Genomic DNA, 15,175 nt, shown 5'->3' with positions numbered 1-15,175 from the left:
TTCTTAACGGGTGAAAGCCAGCGGCCCTAATAATGAGGCCAGCCCCTTTTCCAGCAGAGGACGGCGCCAGCCACTCAGCAGATCAGGCAGAAGCCCCTGCACACGGGTTTCATCCAGTTCAAACCATTGCCATTTTAACAGCTGATTGATTTGTTTTTTAGAGGCCACAACTTCCTCTGACACGCCCTGCTCTGCGGCAACCATTGCACTCAAGCGCTTAATAGCCGCCAGATGCTTTTTATATTCGGGATAGTCAATCAGCCGGCGCATACGGGGTAATTGTTTGTCTGCGGGGGTATCTTCATAAAGGGATTTCGCTTCAGCCACCAGGGCGGTAAGGGTTTCACCGTAACGACGGAGGGTTTGTGGCTGCAATCCCTCGATACGACTCAGCGCAGTGCGGCTTAACGGCATTTTTACTGCCATATCGAACAGCTGACTTTCTCTGACCACAAAGTTGAGGGCCAGATTTTTTTCACGGGCAACCTTAAGCCGCCAGCCTGCAAGATGGCGAAACACGGTAAGCTGCTCAGGATTAAGCCGCCAGGTATTTTTCAGCACAAGGTAAGCCTGCTCCAGAGGAATTTGTGCGGCCTTCTTTTCTCCCAGTGCAGCAATTTCCTGCGTTACCCAATCAAATTTACCGGCATCTTCGATTTGTTCTTTCAGTTGTAAGTACACAGGTAAAAGATACAGTACATCATTGGCGGCATACACCAGCTGACTTTCCCGTAGCGGTCTGGCCAGCCAGTCAGTGCGGGACTCCCCTTTATCCAGCACCACGTCACTCATCAGTTCCACCAGCCGTGCATAACCCAGGGTCGCGCCCATGCCAAGCACACTTGCTGCAAATTGAGTATCGAATACCGGCGCAGGTATTACACCGAATGCTGCCAGAAATGTTTCCAGATCTTCTGAGCAGGAATGCAGCACTTTGATCACATCAGGATTCGTCATTAATGCCACAAACGGGCTTAAGTCATTAATTGCCAGCGGATCGATAAGTACCAGTTGCTCACCGTCGAACAACTGCAATAATCCCAGCTGCGGCGTCAGGGTACGGGTACGTACGAATTCAGTATCTATGGCAACTGCTTCAGCGGCAGAAGCCTTCTCACAGACAGCTTTAAGCGCAATTTCGTCGGTTATTAAGGTATATTTCATCATAAAAAAACAGCCGGCAATGATGCCGGCTGTCCCAATTAGTTGCGTAAAGTCACGGTGAACTCAGTCCCTCAGTTCTCTACGCAGAATTTTGCCTACATTGGTTTTTGGCAGTTCGTCTTTAAAGACAACGTGTTTCGGCACTTTATAGCCGGTGAGGTGCTTACGACAATGTGCAATAACCGTTTCGGCGGTCAGGCTCTTGTCCTTGGCAACCACAAATAACTTCACGACTTCACCACTGACTTCGTGAGGCACACCGATAGCAGCCGCTTCCACCACATCATCATGCATGGCTGCCACTTCTTCAATCTCGTTCGGGAACACATTGAAGCCGGAGACCAGGATCATATCTTTTTTACGGTCAACAATATAGAAGTAACCTTCATTGTCTGACTTCGCAATATCGCCAGTTGCCAGCCAGCCATCTTTAAGAATTTCTTCTGTAGCTTCGGGACGGTTCAGATACCCCTTCATGACCTGCGGCCCTTTCACCCACATTTCACCGGCTTCACCTAAGGGCACATCATTGCCATTATCATCCAAAAGACGGATTTCTGTAGAAGGTACCGGCATACCGATAGCGCCTTTATAAGCTTTAATGGTAGGTGAATTAACCGCTACCACCGGCGAACACTCAGTCAGGCCGTAACCCTCAAGCAGTACCGTGCCGGTGACTTTTTGCCAGCGTTCAGCCACCGGGCGCTGCACGGCCATACCGCCACCCAGACCGAACTTAAATCCGGAGAAATCAAGTTCGCTGAATCCCGGCGTATTAAGCAGACCGTTAAACAGGGTGTTCACCCCGGGCAAAATGGCAAATTTGTGCTTCGACAACTCTTTCACAAAACCCGGCATGTCTCTCGGGTTGGTAATAAGCAGGTTCGGACAACCAAATTTAAGGAACAACAGGCAGTTCGCCAGTAATGCAAAGATGTGATAAAGCGGTAGCGCAGTGACAACGACATCTTCACCGGGCTCAATGACGATTTCGAGAATACCCGATACCTGTTCCAGGTTTGCAATCATATTACGGTGTGTCAGCATCGCACCTTTCGATACGCCTGTTGTACCACCGGTATATTGTAAAAATGCCAGGTCGTCCCCTGTTATCTCAGGACGCTGATAAGTGTAATTCGCGCCGGCTTTCACTGCTGACATGAACGACTCAGCTTGTGGCAGAGAAAAGTCCGGCACCATCTTTTTCACGTGCTTAACCGCCAGGTTTACTATCCAGCGCTTAGGAGCCGGTAACATATCCCCTAACGCCGTGCGCAGTACTTTTTTCACCGGTGTATCAGCAATCACACTTTCCAGCGTGGCAGCAAAGTTATCGACAATAACGATGGCCTTCGCATTGGCATCGTTTAACTGGTGCTTTAATTCGCGGGCGGTATAAAGCGGGTTCACGTTAATGACGGTGAGTCCGGCCCGTAATACGCCGAACATAGCAACAGGGTATTGCAACAAATTTGGCATCATGATGGCGACAGCATCGCCACGCTCTAAGCCACTGTTTTGCAGATAAGCCGCAAACTGAGCAGACAACACGTCCAGCTCATTAAAAGTCATGCTATGACCCATATTCATGTAAGCGGTTTTATCGCCCCAGGTCGTCACAGATTGTTCAAAAATATCTACGATAGAGGCATATCGATCAGGGTTAATTTCTGCCGAAACACTTGGGTCGTAATGCTCAAGCCAAATTTTTTCCACACACCCTCCGGTAACTTTTATTTTTATATTTGCAAAAAAGCACAAACTTTAACCAATATTTCACAACTGGTCTGATTTCTTCCGTATATTATAGGATGATAAGGAAAAGATAAACGCCACTATTTACAATTGCTCAACAAATTGACGAATTTCGCAGCCAATTTCGTCTGTTTTTTCCATATGTATGTGGTGGCCGCCGGCAAAAGTTTTACACTGACAGTGACTAAACCAGTTTTGCCTTTTCGCATAAACCTGCTCAACCTTTTTAAAGCTGCTGTCCGCTGCCAGAAACAATACCGGACATTCTATGCTTCGCATGAATGCCTCTGCCTGAGGCTCAGTCAGCCGCAGGGTAGATTTTGTGCGCACGCGGGGGTCGCTCGCCCAGAAACAATGGCCGGATGCATCCTGCGTCAGATTGCGCGAAAGAATTGCCCGGGCATGTTCAGGCCGGATATCAGCAACAGCGCAACGGGCTTTCACCGCAGCATCCAAATCCACAATATTCAGTTTATTTCGCCGCTTCTTATCACGACTGATGACAGACTCCCTGACCTGTTCAGCGCTTGTTTGCGGATCCAGAGTAAGCGGTCCGCAGGCATCTATGGAAATCACTGCTTTCACCTGTTCAGGAAACACAGCGGCATAAAGCGTCGCCAGAATACCGCCCAGTGAGTGACCCAGCAGGATCACATTTTCAAACTGATTTTCTTTGATGAGCGCGTATAAATCCTGCAGGAAATCAAACTGGTGGTAGTGGGCACCGGCCGGCCGGTGGGCTGACTGACCGTGTCCCGGTAAATCCAGTGCGATGAAGCGGCAGGATTGCAGATAAGGCGCCAGCGGCGCCAGTGATGCAGCATTATCGAGATAGCCGTGCAAACCGATCACAACAGTTCCGGCTCCCTGATTATCAAGTGCAGCCAGTTTGAGTTCACCGGCCTGAAATTCGGTTTCTAACATGTTTACGCCCTCCGGATGCGGCAAAAATAAGAAAAAAGCGGCAATGAATTGCCGCTTTATAAGGAATAAACCTGCCGCCGGATTACTTCAGATTTTGTCTTGCGCCGCCATTGGCCGGCGTGGAGGTTCTGGTAACCGGTCTGCTTACACTGCTGCGGGTCGATGTTGATGGCCGGCTGATCGTCCCCTTATTGCCACTGCGGGTAACTGAAACCCGTACCGGCGAGACATTGGGATAAGCACTTCTGTAATACCCGCGGGAGAAACCGACGCCGAACGTATAGGGCGAATAATACGGACGGTAAAATGAATAGTAGAACGGTGAGTACCAGCCCATACGGTAGTCAAAGAACATGGGGTGTACGTAGTTCAGTGAATCCTGACGCCACATATGAAAGTTTTCACCCTTGATACGCGGATACATGTAAGGCTGTTCACCGACCATACCGGCAACAGGTCGTTCCACAGCACCGATGAAGGTGACGGAGCGGCCTTCTTCGAAATTAATCGGATCAACAAAACCATCAAGTTCCACTTTGAAGCGGCCAATGGTTTCTTCAAACGTATTCGGACGCCCGTAGTGATTCAGAGGAAAATTGACCACTTCAACCCAGGTCTTGTTTTCCTTGTTCTCCACGCCAACGATCACACCACCCCAACGGGCCATTTTGCCCTTCACGCCGTCACCGCCGGTAACCGCTTTGTTGTAGGAGACCAGATTGGTGTCGTCCGGTACGCGGATATCTTCAGGAATAATGGTACAACCGGTTGCTAAGACTACCGCCACCAGCAGAAAAATTTTACGCAACATAAACGCCCCGGAATGCTAAAAGATAAACTTTATTAATTATGACGTTGCAAACTGAATGCAACCTGAACAATGGCCTGAAAAACGAAACTAATCGGGGTGAGCAGACCAGATTCAAGAATAAGGAGGTCAGGCGTAAATGTCTACACCGAGGAGCTGACGGATGGAATCCCGCTGTGCCTCCCGTTCAAGGCTCTGATAGGCTGCAGTGGCCTGCTGACCTTTGCCTTCCGGCTGATCGTAACCGGTTTGCTGCTGAAATTTCTTTGCAGAGTTCAGTACGTCATCAGACTGGCTGCTACGCACCGGTTCAGGTACAACGATACCCTCAACACTTTGAACAGGTTCTTTCTGTCTGGCATCCACTTTCTCAGGCTGCTCCCGGCGGGGCGCCTGATCAGGTCTGATAATACTGAAGCCGGACTGAATTTCCACGCTGTATGAGTTCCTGTTTTCGTGATTGACGGTTAGCTGATACCGGGTTTAAGTAAGCTGTAAAAAACGCTGAGTGGCGTTTACTGAATATTTAAGCTTATTTTAGCCCGAATACAATGTCACGCAAAAAACGCACCACTATTCCCTGCCGGGAAGCTTTTTCCACGTCACTTTATCCCGCAGATAAACAGGTTCAATGTTATCCACACTGGTAGCCATGCCTCCGGCAAACATCCCTTCGCCGGGTTTCAGCATGTGCAATGCGTCGGGATAGAGTACTTGCGGTGGCTCATCACCAAACTGCTTAAGTTCATCATAGGCCATCCAGCCGGTACCGGCACGGGCAAAATCTCCGGAGAGCAGCGTTGCAGCGTGTTCAGGCGGGCATACCTGTTCTTCACCGTTTAACTCCGCCTGACCGTTTACATTTGTAAATTGTGCAAAGTACACTTCACCCATGCGCGCATCAATGGCGCAGGCGATACGGCCGGCACCCTGCGTATCAATTACCTGCTGTGCCATCGCGGTAAGCGTACTGACACCTGCCACTTCCAGGCCCGTGCCCAGAGCCAGTCCCTGAATCATGCCGGTGGCAATGCGAACGCCGGTGAAACTGCCTGGCCCGCGACCGTAAACCAGCCCGCCGGTCTCTTTTAAGCTCAGACCGGCTTCTTTCATTACCTCATCAACCATAGGTAACAATCGCTGACTATGTTGCTGCGGACAAATTTCGAAACGGTGAAAAATACCGTTTTCGGTTTTCACCGCAACAGAGCAGGCTTCAGTAGCGGTATCAATGGCAAGTAAAATCATAAAACTCCGGGCTATTTAATCGCTTGCAGAAACGATTCAACTTTGTCCAGTGAACGTGTTCTCTGCATATCAGGTAAACTTGATACAAATGTTTGTGCATAGGGTTTGGTCACCAGACGGTTATCACAAATAACCAGTACGCCTTTGTCGGTGGGATCACGGATAAGCCGTCCCGCCCCCTGCTTTAACGTGATGACTGCCTGCGGGATCTGAATTGCAGCGAAAGGATTCGCTCCGCGCTTTTTCACATCTTCCATGCGCGCCTGTAACAGCGGATCATCCGGTGAAGCAAATGGCAGTTTATCAATCATCACGCATATAAGGTCATTACCGCGAACATCAACCCCTTCCCAGAACGCACCGGTCCCGAGCAACACCGCACTTTCATCTGCCAGATAAGCATCCAGCAGTGCCTGCTTTGTCGTCGTTCCCTGCACCAGCAGCTTGTTAGGTACCTCAAACTCCAGCCTTTTGGCGATTTCACGGAGCATGGCGTGGCTGGTGAAAAGCAAGAAACAGCGGCCTTTACTGGCCTTAATCAGACGTTTCGCCGTTTCGAACAACGTGTCTTTCATGGCAAAACTGTTCGGCTCCGGCAGGAACCTCGGCACACAGAGCATTGCCTGGTCTTTGTAGTTAAACGGACTTTCCAGTTCCAGAGTTTTGGCGTCGTCCAGTCCCATCCGTTTCTGGAAGTGGGTAAAGCCGCCATCGACGGTTAAGGTTGCAGACGTGAAAACCCATCCTCTCGGCACGGCATTGATAAACCGGCGGAACTTCGCAGCAATGGATAACGGCGTGAGATGCAGGATAAGGTGTCTTTGCGTGGTTTCATACCACAAGCTCACGCCCTGCTGTTCTGCATCACATAACGCATCAAGCTGTTCCCGTGTCTGCACTACCCGCTCGTAAATATTATCCAGATCTTTGTCTCTGCCAAGGTGCAGTTTGATCACTTCATGAAGCACACCGATGCCGTCTTTTAATCTGGCGATTTGGGTTTGTACGTCATCTCTGTCCAGCGCTTCGGCCCAGTTGCCTCTTTCAGGATTTTCCGGAAACAGCAGGCGCAGATCGGCTGATGCAATCCGGCATTTTTCAGCGGCTTTATCCAGCTGTTCTGCGTCTTTGAGCACTGTGCGGTAAAGCACGTTAATATCTTTTGCCAGTTCCTGTAACTGACGGCTGGACAAGGATTCACCAAAATAATCGCTGGCGATATCGGGGATTTGGTGAGCCTCATCGAAAATGATGGCATCCGCTTCAGGGATGAGCTCACCGAAGCCTGTATCCTTAAGCGCCATGTCAGCAAAAAACAGGTGATGATTGACCACAATGATATCAGCCTCTAACGCTTTGCGACGGGCTTTTACCAGATAACATTCTTCATATTCGGGACAATCACGTCCCAGGCAATTGTCTACTGTTGAGGTGATCAACGGCAGTACTTTGGCATCTTCCGGCAACGTTTTCAGTTCGCCGGTATCACCGGTTTTGGTGGTCTCGGCCCAGCTTCTCACCGTTGAAAGCTGACCGAGTACTTCTTTCTCCACCAGCGTGGAATTACCACCGTGCTGCCCCATGCGGTGCAGACACAAATAATTCGAACGGCCCTTTAATAACGCTGTTTTTCTGCGGGAGCCCAACGCTTTTTTAACCACCGGCAAATCACGGTGGTAAAGCTGCTCCTGCAGATTTTTCGTTCCGGTAGAAATGATTGCTTTACCTTCGGCCAGCAATGCCGGACCGAGATAAGCGAAAGTTTTGCCTGTTCCTGTGCCGGCTTCAACAATCAGCGAATGCTGATTGTCCAGCGCTGACTTCACAGCCAGCGCCATGTCCGTCTGGGCGGCGCGGGGAGAAAACCCCGGAATGGCCTTAGCCAGTAAACCGTCAGCAGTAAACAGGGAAGATACAGAAGGCATAAACAAACACTAAAAATTCAAAGCGCGTAGTATGCCAGAATTATCAGCTAAATGGGGCAGGAATTCACTGACCGGCCGGCCAGTTTAATTCATGTTCATATCGCCTCGTAAACACGATAGGCCCAGGGGGCCAAAATAGGCGGTTGTGCAGCATCAAGCACGATGTCCTGACGGTTCAGCACGTCGCGGTACTGGCCGTTATACAGACCGGCATCAAAGGTGGGTGAAACGGTATCCGGGGATAAGTTAAGCACCACCAGAATTTTCTCATTTCCCTGCATGCGCACGTAACTGAAAACCCGTTTCAGATCATTGCTGTTCACCTGCAACATGGTTGCACCGGCTTTTCCGTTCCACAATGCCTTCACGCGCTTTTTCAAACTAATCAGTTCACGGTAAAGATCGCCGATGGCATGGTCCTGCCAGTCGATGGGATCCCGTTCAAAAAAGGCCAGACGTTTGTTTTCCCCCGCTTCCTGACCATTGTGAATAAGCGGCATACCTTCGCCGGTGACAGACAACACAATAGCAGCCTCCAGAGCTTGTCCGAACTGCTCATGCTGCGTGCCATCCCAGGCATTTTTGTCATGATTGCTGACGAATGTCATCCGGTAGGCTGACTCCGGCCAGCTACGCTCGTTCCAGGAATAATATTTTCTCAACCTGTCCAGCGGTGCTCTGCCCTGAGCAATATCGTGCATAGCCTCGTTCCAGCTCCAGGCATAGGTCATATTGAATGCCTGTTCGTGAAGATCGCGGTTCTCCCATTCAGCCAGCATGAAAATCGGTTTAATGGCATCCAGCGCGGCTCTGGCCTGAGCCCAGAAATCATTAGGCACGTAACCGGCAACATCGCAGCGAAAACCGTCAATATCAAACCGTTCTACCCAGTAACACATTGCCTCAGTCATGTAACGGCGCAACGCCGGCACACTGTAATCAAACTCAATAATATCCTCCCAGTCCCACCACGGTGACGGTCTGAAATTACCCTGATAATCTTTTGCATACCAGTCAGGATGTGACACGGTGAGTGGATTATCCCAGGCACTGTGATTAGGGATCCAGTCGAGAATCACCTTCATATCAAGCCGGTGAATTTCACTGACAAGTGCGGCGAAACTGTTCTCGTCTCCGAACTCGGGATTAATGGCAAAGTAATCTTTTACAGAATAGGGACTGCCCAATGCCCCCTTGCGGTTTTTGATACCGATGGGCTGTACCGGCATGAGATAAATGATGTCTGCGCCCAGCGCTTTGATATGCTCAAGACCTTTAATTACGCCCTGAAAATTTCCTTCAGCACTGAACTGGCGGGTATTGACCTGATAGATGACCGCGTTTTCAGACCACGCAGGTTGCGCAACCTGATAACGGTTTTGCGGTAAAAAATCTGCTGCCATGATGTTCTCCGGGCGTTAAAAATCAATCTCATAGCATTGATACGTCATTCCCGTCGAAAAGTTTTCCGTTCAGAATACCGGCAATCCGCTGATCCCCAGCAGTAAAACCCACAAACCGAAAAACAATTTTAGTTTCTGTACGGAAAATGCCAGCACAACATATTTAGCCAGTCTGCCGCCAATGATTGCACCTGCTCCGGCAAACAGTACCACCGGCCACACAATAGCTAAGGATTCAGTAACATGGTAAATCACCCCGCCCCACACTGAAAATGCAGTCAGCATCACAGCAACAGCAATTGCCATAGTAACGTGAAAGCCCCTCAGAATAAGAAATACAGCGACAAGCTCACCGACGCCGACAGACAACCATGCAGTCACTGCTCCGCCAACAAACGCCACCACGGGCAACAGCGCAGTTTCAGTCATGGAGAGACTACTTCTGAACCGGGTTTTCTTTAGCAACGGGATACTGGCAAAAATGACCAGAGCCAGAAAAATAGAGAAAATACCGAAGCCCAGGTGCAAATCATTCACGTTCCCCTGAATGAAAGACAACAACGGAATGCTGCCGGCAGCAAACTGTGCCATCAGGATACCGCACACCGAAGCCGGCACTGTGAGTGCCACCACCTGCGGTAATATTTGCCAGTTCTCGTTATGCTTTTCTTTGTTCTGAAAGAAAGCCCACCAGCTTAATGCACCGGCCGTCATACCGCAGCACTGAATGGCAAAACTGGTTGCCACAATGTTCTGGGGGGAAAAATCAAGATGGTGGAACACCGGCACAAAAACAACGCCGCCACCGGCCCCGGTTGCGTTCGCAAACACCGCACCGATAACGCCGAGTAACGCAAAAGCACCATTTTCTGCCACGATGCCAGCCGGATCCGGTTGCATAAACAACACAATAAACCAGAGGATGATCAACGCTGAGGGAACGGAAAACTGACGAATGATACTTAACACAGACAGACTACTTATCCAGAAAATACACCGCGATGGCCTTCGCAGGTGAAAACAAACATTTGAGAATTGTACTTTTACAGCTTTAACAGTAAATTGCATAGCACATTATGAGAGGAATCGTAGCAAAGGACTCAGTATTATGCGAACAGCCTTCACCGGATTAAAAAAGGGTTTTATAGCCGCAGTGGCTTTATGGGGTATGGCCACGCCGCTCACTGCTTTCTCAGCATCCGTCTGGGAGGTGAGCAAGAACGGGAATACCGTCTATCTCGGTGGCACACTGCATATCCTCAGCCCGCAGGACTATCCGCTACCGGCAGAATATGACATCGCTTACAAAGCATCCGGTAAAGTCATATTCGAAACCAATCTGGATGCGCTGGATACGCCGGATTTCACCCGTAAAACATTACAACTGATGACTTATCAGGACGGACGCACAATCAAAGATGATTTATCTGAAGAAACATTCAGTATGCTGTCTGACTGGCTCTCTGAAAGAGGTATTCCGGTAGCTCAGGTAAGCAAGATGAAGGCATCATTTCTTGGTATATCGCTTTCTATGCTGGAAATGCAGCGGGCAGGCTTAACCAGTCAGGGCGTCGACAAATACTTTTTCGCCCGCGCGACGGAAGACCAGAAGCCTGTAGGCTGGTTTGAAACGCCTGAGCAGCAGTTAATGATGCTGGCCGGACTGAGTGAAGGCGACGAAGATGCCTACATCCGCTACACCCTGGAAGAGTTAGAAACCATGAATGACTCACTGGAACCGATGAAGGAAAACTGGCTGACCGGAGACATGCAGGCACTGTATAACGACAGCATGGAAAGCTTCAAAACAGACTATCCTGAGGTGTACGATGAAATGCTGACGAACAGAAATAAAGCATGGCTCCCGCACATTGAAGAGTACCTGACCACGCCGGAAACAGAGTTTGTACTGGTTGGCACCATGCATATGGCCGGTGCCGAAGGGGTTATCGCCATGCTTGAAAGTGAAGGTTATTCCGTCATTAAAGTTAACAAATAAGTATTACCCGCCGATATATGTAAGCGTAAAGATGATTTCAGACAAAATAATCATCACTGTTCTGAAATTTTAAACTACGCTTAAATCAACAAAATATGCCAGTTAACCAGAGCGACTTGTATTCAGGTCGCCTCTGCAGCCGGTACTGTCCGGAAAGTTTAAGCGTCCGACTGTTTTAACGGAGTTTGCATGTCCATAAAGCGAAGATTTCTCATCGCCATTTCCATTGTGATAGCGGTATTTACTGTCATTGTAGGTATAGTAACTTCCGTATCCATCAAATCTGATATTGACCATCAGATCCAGACACAAATAGATCAGACATCTAAGCGCTTGCTGGATATTTTCACAGTCACCGATTCACTGATGAGTGAACGGGTAAAAAGCAGTATGGCGTTATTAAAGCAACGGGGCGCAGCATTGGGAACACCCTCACAGGCTGGCGATGTGATGGTGAAAGAAACGCTTTCCACGCAGCTTTTACTGGGCGAAAAACCGCAGGCGAATGATTTTACTCTGGTTGACGGGCTAACCAGCATCATGGGCGGCACGGCAACATTATTCAGTCGCCGGGGTGATGACTACATCCGCGTCAGTACAAATGTGATTAAAGACGGTCAACGCGCAATTGGAACAAAACTCGCCCCTCAGGGCAAAGCCATGGCGAAAATCAAAAATGGCGAAGCCTATTACGGTGAAGTAGATATTCTCGGCAATCCTTATCTGACCGGTTATGAACCCATGTTCAATAACGCCAGTCAGGTTGTCGGCATCTGGTATGTGGGGTACTCCGCTGATTTAAAACTGCTGGAAGAAGCCATCGCCCGCAGTCATATACTGGAAAAAGGGTTCGTTGCCCTGCGTGATGCAAAAGGCAATGTACGTATGCATTCTTCTCATGTGAACGAAAGTGACGTCAAAGCCGCCCTCTCCGGAGACGACAAATGGAATCTTACCGTTGTGCCATTCAGCCGCTGGGGCTACGACATCTTGCTGGCGGAATCGAACAGTGAGAAAACGTCCATGCTCAGCACAGCGCTTTTCGTTTTGCTGATTAAAGTATTGGTGGCGAGTGGCATTATTCTTATCAGTCTGGTTATCCTGGTGAAACGTTATGTGGGTCAGCCTCTGGATGAGTTTAATCAGGTTGTCACCAGTTTGTCCGGCGGTGAAGGCGATCTGACTTTCCGCTTTGAAAACAAAAAGAATGATGAATTTGGCCGCATGGCACAGGCCTTCAATAAATTACTGGCACAACTGCAGTCCACGTTACAAAACGTCGACAGTGCCACTCAGGCTATGCAGTCCAAATCACAGGTGCTGAACAGAACAGCCTCCAGCGCACAGAAAACCGTGAAATCCTTATCTGACGAAACCAGTGCGATCACCAGTGCCATCACTGAGCTGCAACAAAGCGCAGAAGCCGTCTCAGTAAATATCCATCATGCCAGCGATGCTGCAAATGCGGCCGACGCTGACACCCGTAACAGCGTTAATGTGCTGAAAGCGACTATTAAAGACATAGAGAAACAGGCCCGGGAAGTGGATGCCTCTGTACAGGTAATTACCGATCTGGCCCGCTCCAGTGAGGAAATCAGTGGTGTCATGGATGTTATCCGCAATATTGCCGAACAAACCAATTTGCTGGCTCTGAATGCTGCCATTGAGGCCGCCCGTGCCGGGGAACAGGGCCGGGGCTTTGCGGTGGTCGCAGATGAAGTTCGCTCACTGGCAAGCCGTACCCAAAGCTCTACTGAAGAAATCCGCGTCATGATTGAACGCCTGCAACAAGGCAGCCGCGATGCGTCTGAGCGCATGCAGTCGAATAAAGACAATGCATTTGCCACCGTGGAAGTGACACAAAAAGCCGGAGAGACGTTACAAAAAGCCCTTTCCGCCGTCGCAACAATTACTTCCCTGAATCAGGAAACCGCATCGATGGCCACACAGCAGGCCGCAGTATCGCAGGATGTATCCAAACGACTGAACAGCATTCAACAGGTTGGTAGTGAAAATGAGCAACATGCCCGCGAGGTATCTGATAACTGTGAAGCACTGGTTGAGCAGATTGAACAAATGCGGGAGCAACTGAGACGTTACCGCTTCTGATGATCAAGTTTGGCGCAATTTGCGGACGAGTGTCTGTAAATTGCGCCATCGCCCCCTTTCCTTTCCGGCTACATCCTTCCCGAATCACACATAACACATTGAATAAAAAGACTTTATAAAACTAAGCACGCTAATTGCTTTGTTCTGTCAGATCTGAAGTTGCTTATTGCCTTGTCTGCATTCAGACAGGTTCTTACAGGAGTAATAGCATGATAAATCTGATTAGAATGATAAAAACCAAACGTATTGTGTTCGCTGCCGGTTTACTGATGCTGGTATCAGGCTGCGCTTCCATGGGCAGTGGCACCGTTGCTGAAAAACGGGACGCCATACTAACCATGCAGGATGTGGCGCTGGCGAAACTCTACAAAGAAAAACCCGATGTAAAAGCGCAAATAGAAACAGCGCCCGGCTATGCCGTTTTCAGCAATGCGAATGTGAATATTATCTTTGTTTCAGCCGGCACCGGTTATGGTGTAGTTAACAACAACACAACCGGCCACCAGACATATATGAATATGGCCGAGGGCGGCGTGGGACTGGGGATCGGAGCAAAAGATTATCGCATTGTGCTGGTGTTTCATTCTCAAAAAGCCATTAACTACTTTATTGAGAACGGCTGGACCGCAGGGGGTAACGCAGATGCCACAGCAAAAGCTGGTCAAAAAGGCATGTCGGTTGAAGGTGAAGGTTATTTAGGTGATATTACCGTTTACACAATGACGGAATCCGGTCTTGCTCTGCAGGCCTCGGTAAAAGGCACCAAATTCTGGCCAGACAAACAACTCAACTAAATGAAACCGCGCTGCGCGATTTAACCGTGCAGCTATTAAAGGACGATCCGTTACGGTATGCAGCTCTGCAAGCCGTAGCGGCCTTATCGCTACCGGACTGCTGGATTGGCGCCGGATTCATCAGAAACCTCATCTGGGATCACACTCACCGGCGCAGTATCCCTACTCCCCTTAATGACGTGGATGTGGTGTACTTCGATAGTGACAACGTTTCTGTCGAAGCCGAAACCATGCACACAGGCCGGTTGAACACCATCATGCCGGTACTGAACTGGGAAGTCCGTAACCAGGCACGCATGCATGACAAACATGAACGCCCGCCATTCAGCAGTACCCCGGATGCGGTTTCACACTGGATTGAAATTGAAACTACTGTCGCAGCCAGACTTCACAACGGAAATATCGAAGTATTCAGTGCTTATGGATTAGGTCACAACTACAACAATACCATCACCCGCAACCCGCTGGCAGCACAGGCAACCTTTGATTCACGGGTAAAAAATAAATCGTGGCTGGCTGAGTGGCCGGAGCTGAAAGTGCAACACGGGCAGATTCAGCGGTAACGTCTTTTCGCGCTCTTGCCCTTCCTTTCTTTCTTATCCCGGTGAAAACTTCACAAAACTGTCATTGACTCTCACCCTTAAACATGTGAAATTTCACATATGTACTATTTCACATGTATTAACTTATGAATGCGCTGCAACTGTTTAAATGTCTGGCCGACGATACCCGGCTGAAATCCGTTGTGCTTATCCACACGTTTGGTGAAGCCTGCGTGTGCGAGCTGATGGAAACCCTGAAATTGGATCAGCCCAAGACATCCCGTCACCTGGCATCACTACGTAAATGCAACATTTTGCTGGATGAACGCCGTGGCAAATGGGTGTACTACCGCCTTCATCCCGACCTGCCGGCATGGGCAAAATCTGTCATTGCCAGCGCCAGTGAAAGTAACACCGAAGACTTCGAAGCGTTATTGGCGACTTTTAAGCAATGCCAGCTTAACGGCAACGATTGTTGTAATTAAATTTTTAACCGGAATACAC

Annotated in this window: 14 protein-coding genes; 5 read left to right on the top strand and 9 right to left on the bottom strand. The window is 49.3% G+C overall.

Annotation, left to right across the window (positions count from 1 at the left end):
* Positions 1 to 3: 3 nt before the first annotated feature.
* The 9 genes from rnd to AC4PME_RS12995 all read right to left on the bottom strand — a co-directional run bounded on the left by rnd (position 4) and on the right by AC4PME_RS12995 (position 10,196).
* A complete protein-coding gene (gene rnd / locus AC4PME_RS13035) occupies positions 4 to 1,164 on the bottom strand; it encodes a ribonuclease D (RefSeq protein WP_491046378.1) in 1,161 nt (386 codons plus the stop codon).
* A gap of 63 nt (positions 1,165 to 1,227) precedes the next feature.
* Positions 1,228 to 2,880 (bottom strand): long-chain-fatty-acid--CoA ligase FadD, encoded by a 1,653-nt coding sequence (gene fadD / locus AC4PME_RS13030; RefSeq protein WP_491046352.1) that lies wholly within the window; start codon positions 2,878 to 2,880, stop codon positions 1,228 to 1,230.
* Positions 2,881 to 3,003: 123 nt separating this feature from the next.
* Positions 3,004 to 3,843, bottom strand: coding sequence for an alpha/beta fold hydrolase (locus AC4PME_RS13025; protein ID WP_491046353.1), 840 nt, complete (start codon positions 3,841 to 3,843; stop codon positions 3,004 to 3,006).
* An 82-nt stretch (positions 3,844 to 3,925) separates the two neighbouring features.
* Positions 3,926 to 4,654: a Slp family lipoprotein gene (locus AC4PME_RS13020; RefSeq protein ID WP_232373368.1), complete on the bottom strand. Its 729-nt coding sequence runs from the start codon at positions 4,652 to 4,654 to the stop codon at positions 3,926 to 3,928.
* A gap of 126 nt (positions 4,655 to 4,780) precedes the next feature.
* Positions 4,781 to 5,086, bottom strand: coding sequence for a hypothetical protein (locus AC4PME_RS13015; RefSeq protein WP_303575407.1), 306 nt, complete (start codon positions 5,084 to 5,086; stop codon positions 4,781 to 4,783).
* Between the two features lie 138 nt (positions 5,087 to 5,224).
* Positions 5,225 to 5,899, bottom strand: coding sequence for a tRNA (adenosine(37)-N6)-threonylcarbamoyltransferase complex dimerization subunit type 1 TsaB (gene tsaB, locus AC4PME_RS13010; RefSeq protein WP_491046354.1), 675 nt, complete (start codon positions 5,897 to 5,899; stop codon positions 5,225 to 5,227).
* A gap of 11 nt (positions 5,900 to 5,910) precedes the next feature.
* A complete protein-coding gene (gene yoaA, locus AC4PME_RS13005; protein ID WP_490710244.1) occupies positions 5,911 to 7,824 on the bottom strand; it encodes a DNA repair helicase YoaA in 1,914 nt (637 codons plus the stop codon).
* Positions 7,825 to 7,919: 95 nt separating this feature from the next.
* The gene (locus AC4PME_RS13000; protein WP_491046355.1) at positions 7,920 to 9,227 is read right to left on the bottom strand and encodes an alpha-amylase family glycosyl hydrolase; all 1,308 of its coding nucleotides are present in this window, start codon (positions 9,225 to 9,227) and stop codon (positions 7,920 to 7,922) included.
* A 69-nt stretch (positions 9,228 to 9,296) separates the two neighbouring features.
* On the bottom strand, positions 9,297 to 10,196 hold the full coding sequence (locus tag AC4PME_RS12995) for a sulfite exporter TauE/SafE family protein (protein WP_491046356.1): 900 nt from the start codon (positions 10,194 to 10,196) through the stop codon (positions 9,297 to 9,299).
* A gap of 139 nt (positions 10,197 to 10,335) precedes the next feature.
* Between AC4PME_RS12995 and AC4PME_RS12990 the strand changes: the two genes are divergently transcribed.
* The 5 genes from AC4PME_RS12990 (at position 10,336) to AC4PME_RS12970 (ending at position 15,156) form a co-directional block, all read left to right on the top strand.
* Positions 10,336 to 11,226 (top strand): TraB/GumN family protein, encoded by an 891-nt coding sequence (locus AC4PME_RS12990; RefSeq protein WP_491046357.1) that lies wholly within the window; start codon positions 10,336 to 10,338, stop codon positions 11,224 to 11,226.
* Positions 11,227 to 11,415: 189 nt separating this feature from the next.
* A complete protein-coding gene (locus tag AC4PME_RS12985) occupies positions 11,416 to 13,335 on the top strand; it encodes a methyl-accepting chemotaxis protein (RefSeq protein ID WP_491046358.1) in 1,920 nt (639 codons plus the stop codon).
* A gap of 227 nt (positions 13,336 to 13,562) precedes the next feature.
* Positions 13,563 to 14,129 carry a lipid-binding SYLF domain-containing protein gene (locus AC4PME_RS12980; protein ID WP_491046379.1) on the top strand — a complete coding sequence of 189 codons (567 nt, stop codon included), beginning with the start codon at positions 13,563 to 13,565 and terminating at the stop codon, positions 14,127 to 14,129.
* Between the two features lie 26 nt (positions 14,130 to 14,155).
* Positions 14,156 to 14,692, top strand: coding sequence for a nucleotidyltransferase family protein (locus tag AC4PME_RS12975; RefSeq protein ID WP_491046359.1), 537 nt, complete (start codon positions 14,156 to 14,158; stop codon positions 14,690 to 14,692).
* 125 nt (positions 14,693 to 14,817) lie between these two features.
* Positions 14,818 to 15,156, top strand: a complete 339-nt coding sequence (locus AC4PME_RS12970; protein WP_491046360.1) for a metalloregulator ArsR/SmtB family transcription factor — start codon at positions 14,818 to 14,820, stop codon at positions 15,154 to 15,156.
* Positions 15,157 to 15,175 lie beyond the last annotated feature (19 nt).

The sequence above is a fragment of the Alteromonas sp. genome, from assembly GCF_984505615.1.
This window is presented reverse-complemented; position numbering and strand designations above follow the sequence as displayed.

Excerpts from the sequence above, each read along its gene's own strand:
- rnd (WP_491046378.1), bottom strand. The coding sequence starts at position 1,164 with ATGAAATATACCTTAATAACCGACGAAATTGCGCTTAAAGCTGTCTGT.
- yoaA (WP_490710244.1), bottom strand. The coding sequence starts at position 7,824 with ATGCCTTCTGTATCTTCCCTGTTTACTGCTGACGGTTTACTGGCTAAG.
- AC4PME_RS13025 (WP_491046353.1), bottom strand. The coding sequence starts at position 3,843 with ATGTTAGAAACCGAATTTCAGGCCGGTGAACTCAAACTGGCTGCACTT.
- AC4PME_RS12980 (WP_491046379.1), top strand. The coding sequence starts at position 13,563 with ATGATAAAAACCAAACGTATTGTGTTCGCTGCCGGTTTACTGATGCTG.
- AC4PME_RS13020 (WP_232373368.1), bottom strand. The coding sequence starts at position 4,654 with ATGTTGCGTAAAATTTTTCTGCTGGTGGCGGTAGTCTTAGCAACCGGT.
- AC4PME_RS12985 (WP_491046358.1), top strand. The coding sequence starts at position 11,416 with ATGTCCATAAAGCGAAGATTTCTCATCGCCATTTCCATTGTGATAGCG.
- AC4PME_RS13000 (WP_491046355.1), bottom strand. The coding sequence starts at position 9,227 with ATGGCAGCAGATTTTTTACCGCAAAACCGTTATCAGGTTGCGCAACCT.
- AC4PME_RS12990 (WP_491046357.1), top strand. The coding sequence starts at position 10,336 with ATGCGAACAGCCTTCACCGGATTAAAAAAGGGTTTTATAGCCGCAGTG.
- AC4PME_RS12970 (WP_491046360.1), top strand. The coding sequence starts at position 14,818 with ATGAATGCGCTGCAACTGTTTAAATGTCTGGCCGACGATACCCGGCTG.
- tsaB (WP_491046354.1), bottom strand. The coding sequence starts at position 5,899 with ATGATTTTACTTGCCATTGATACCGCTACTGAAGCCTGCTCTGTTGCG.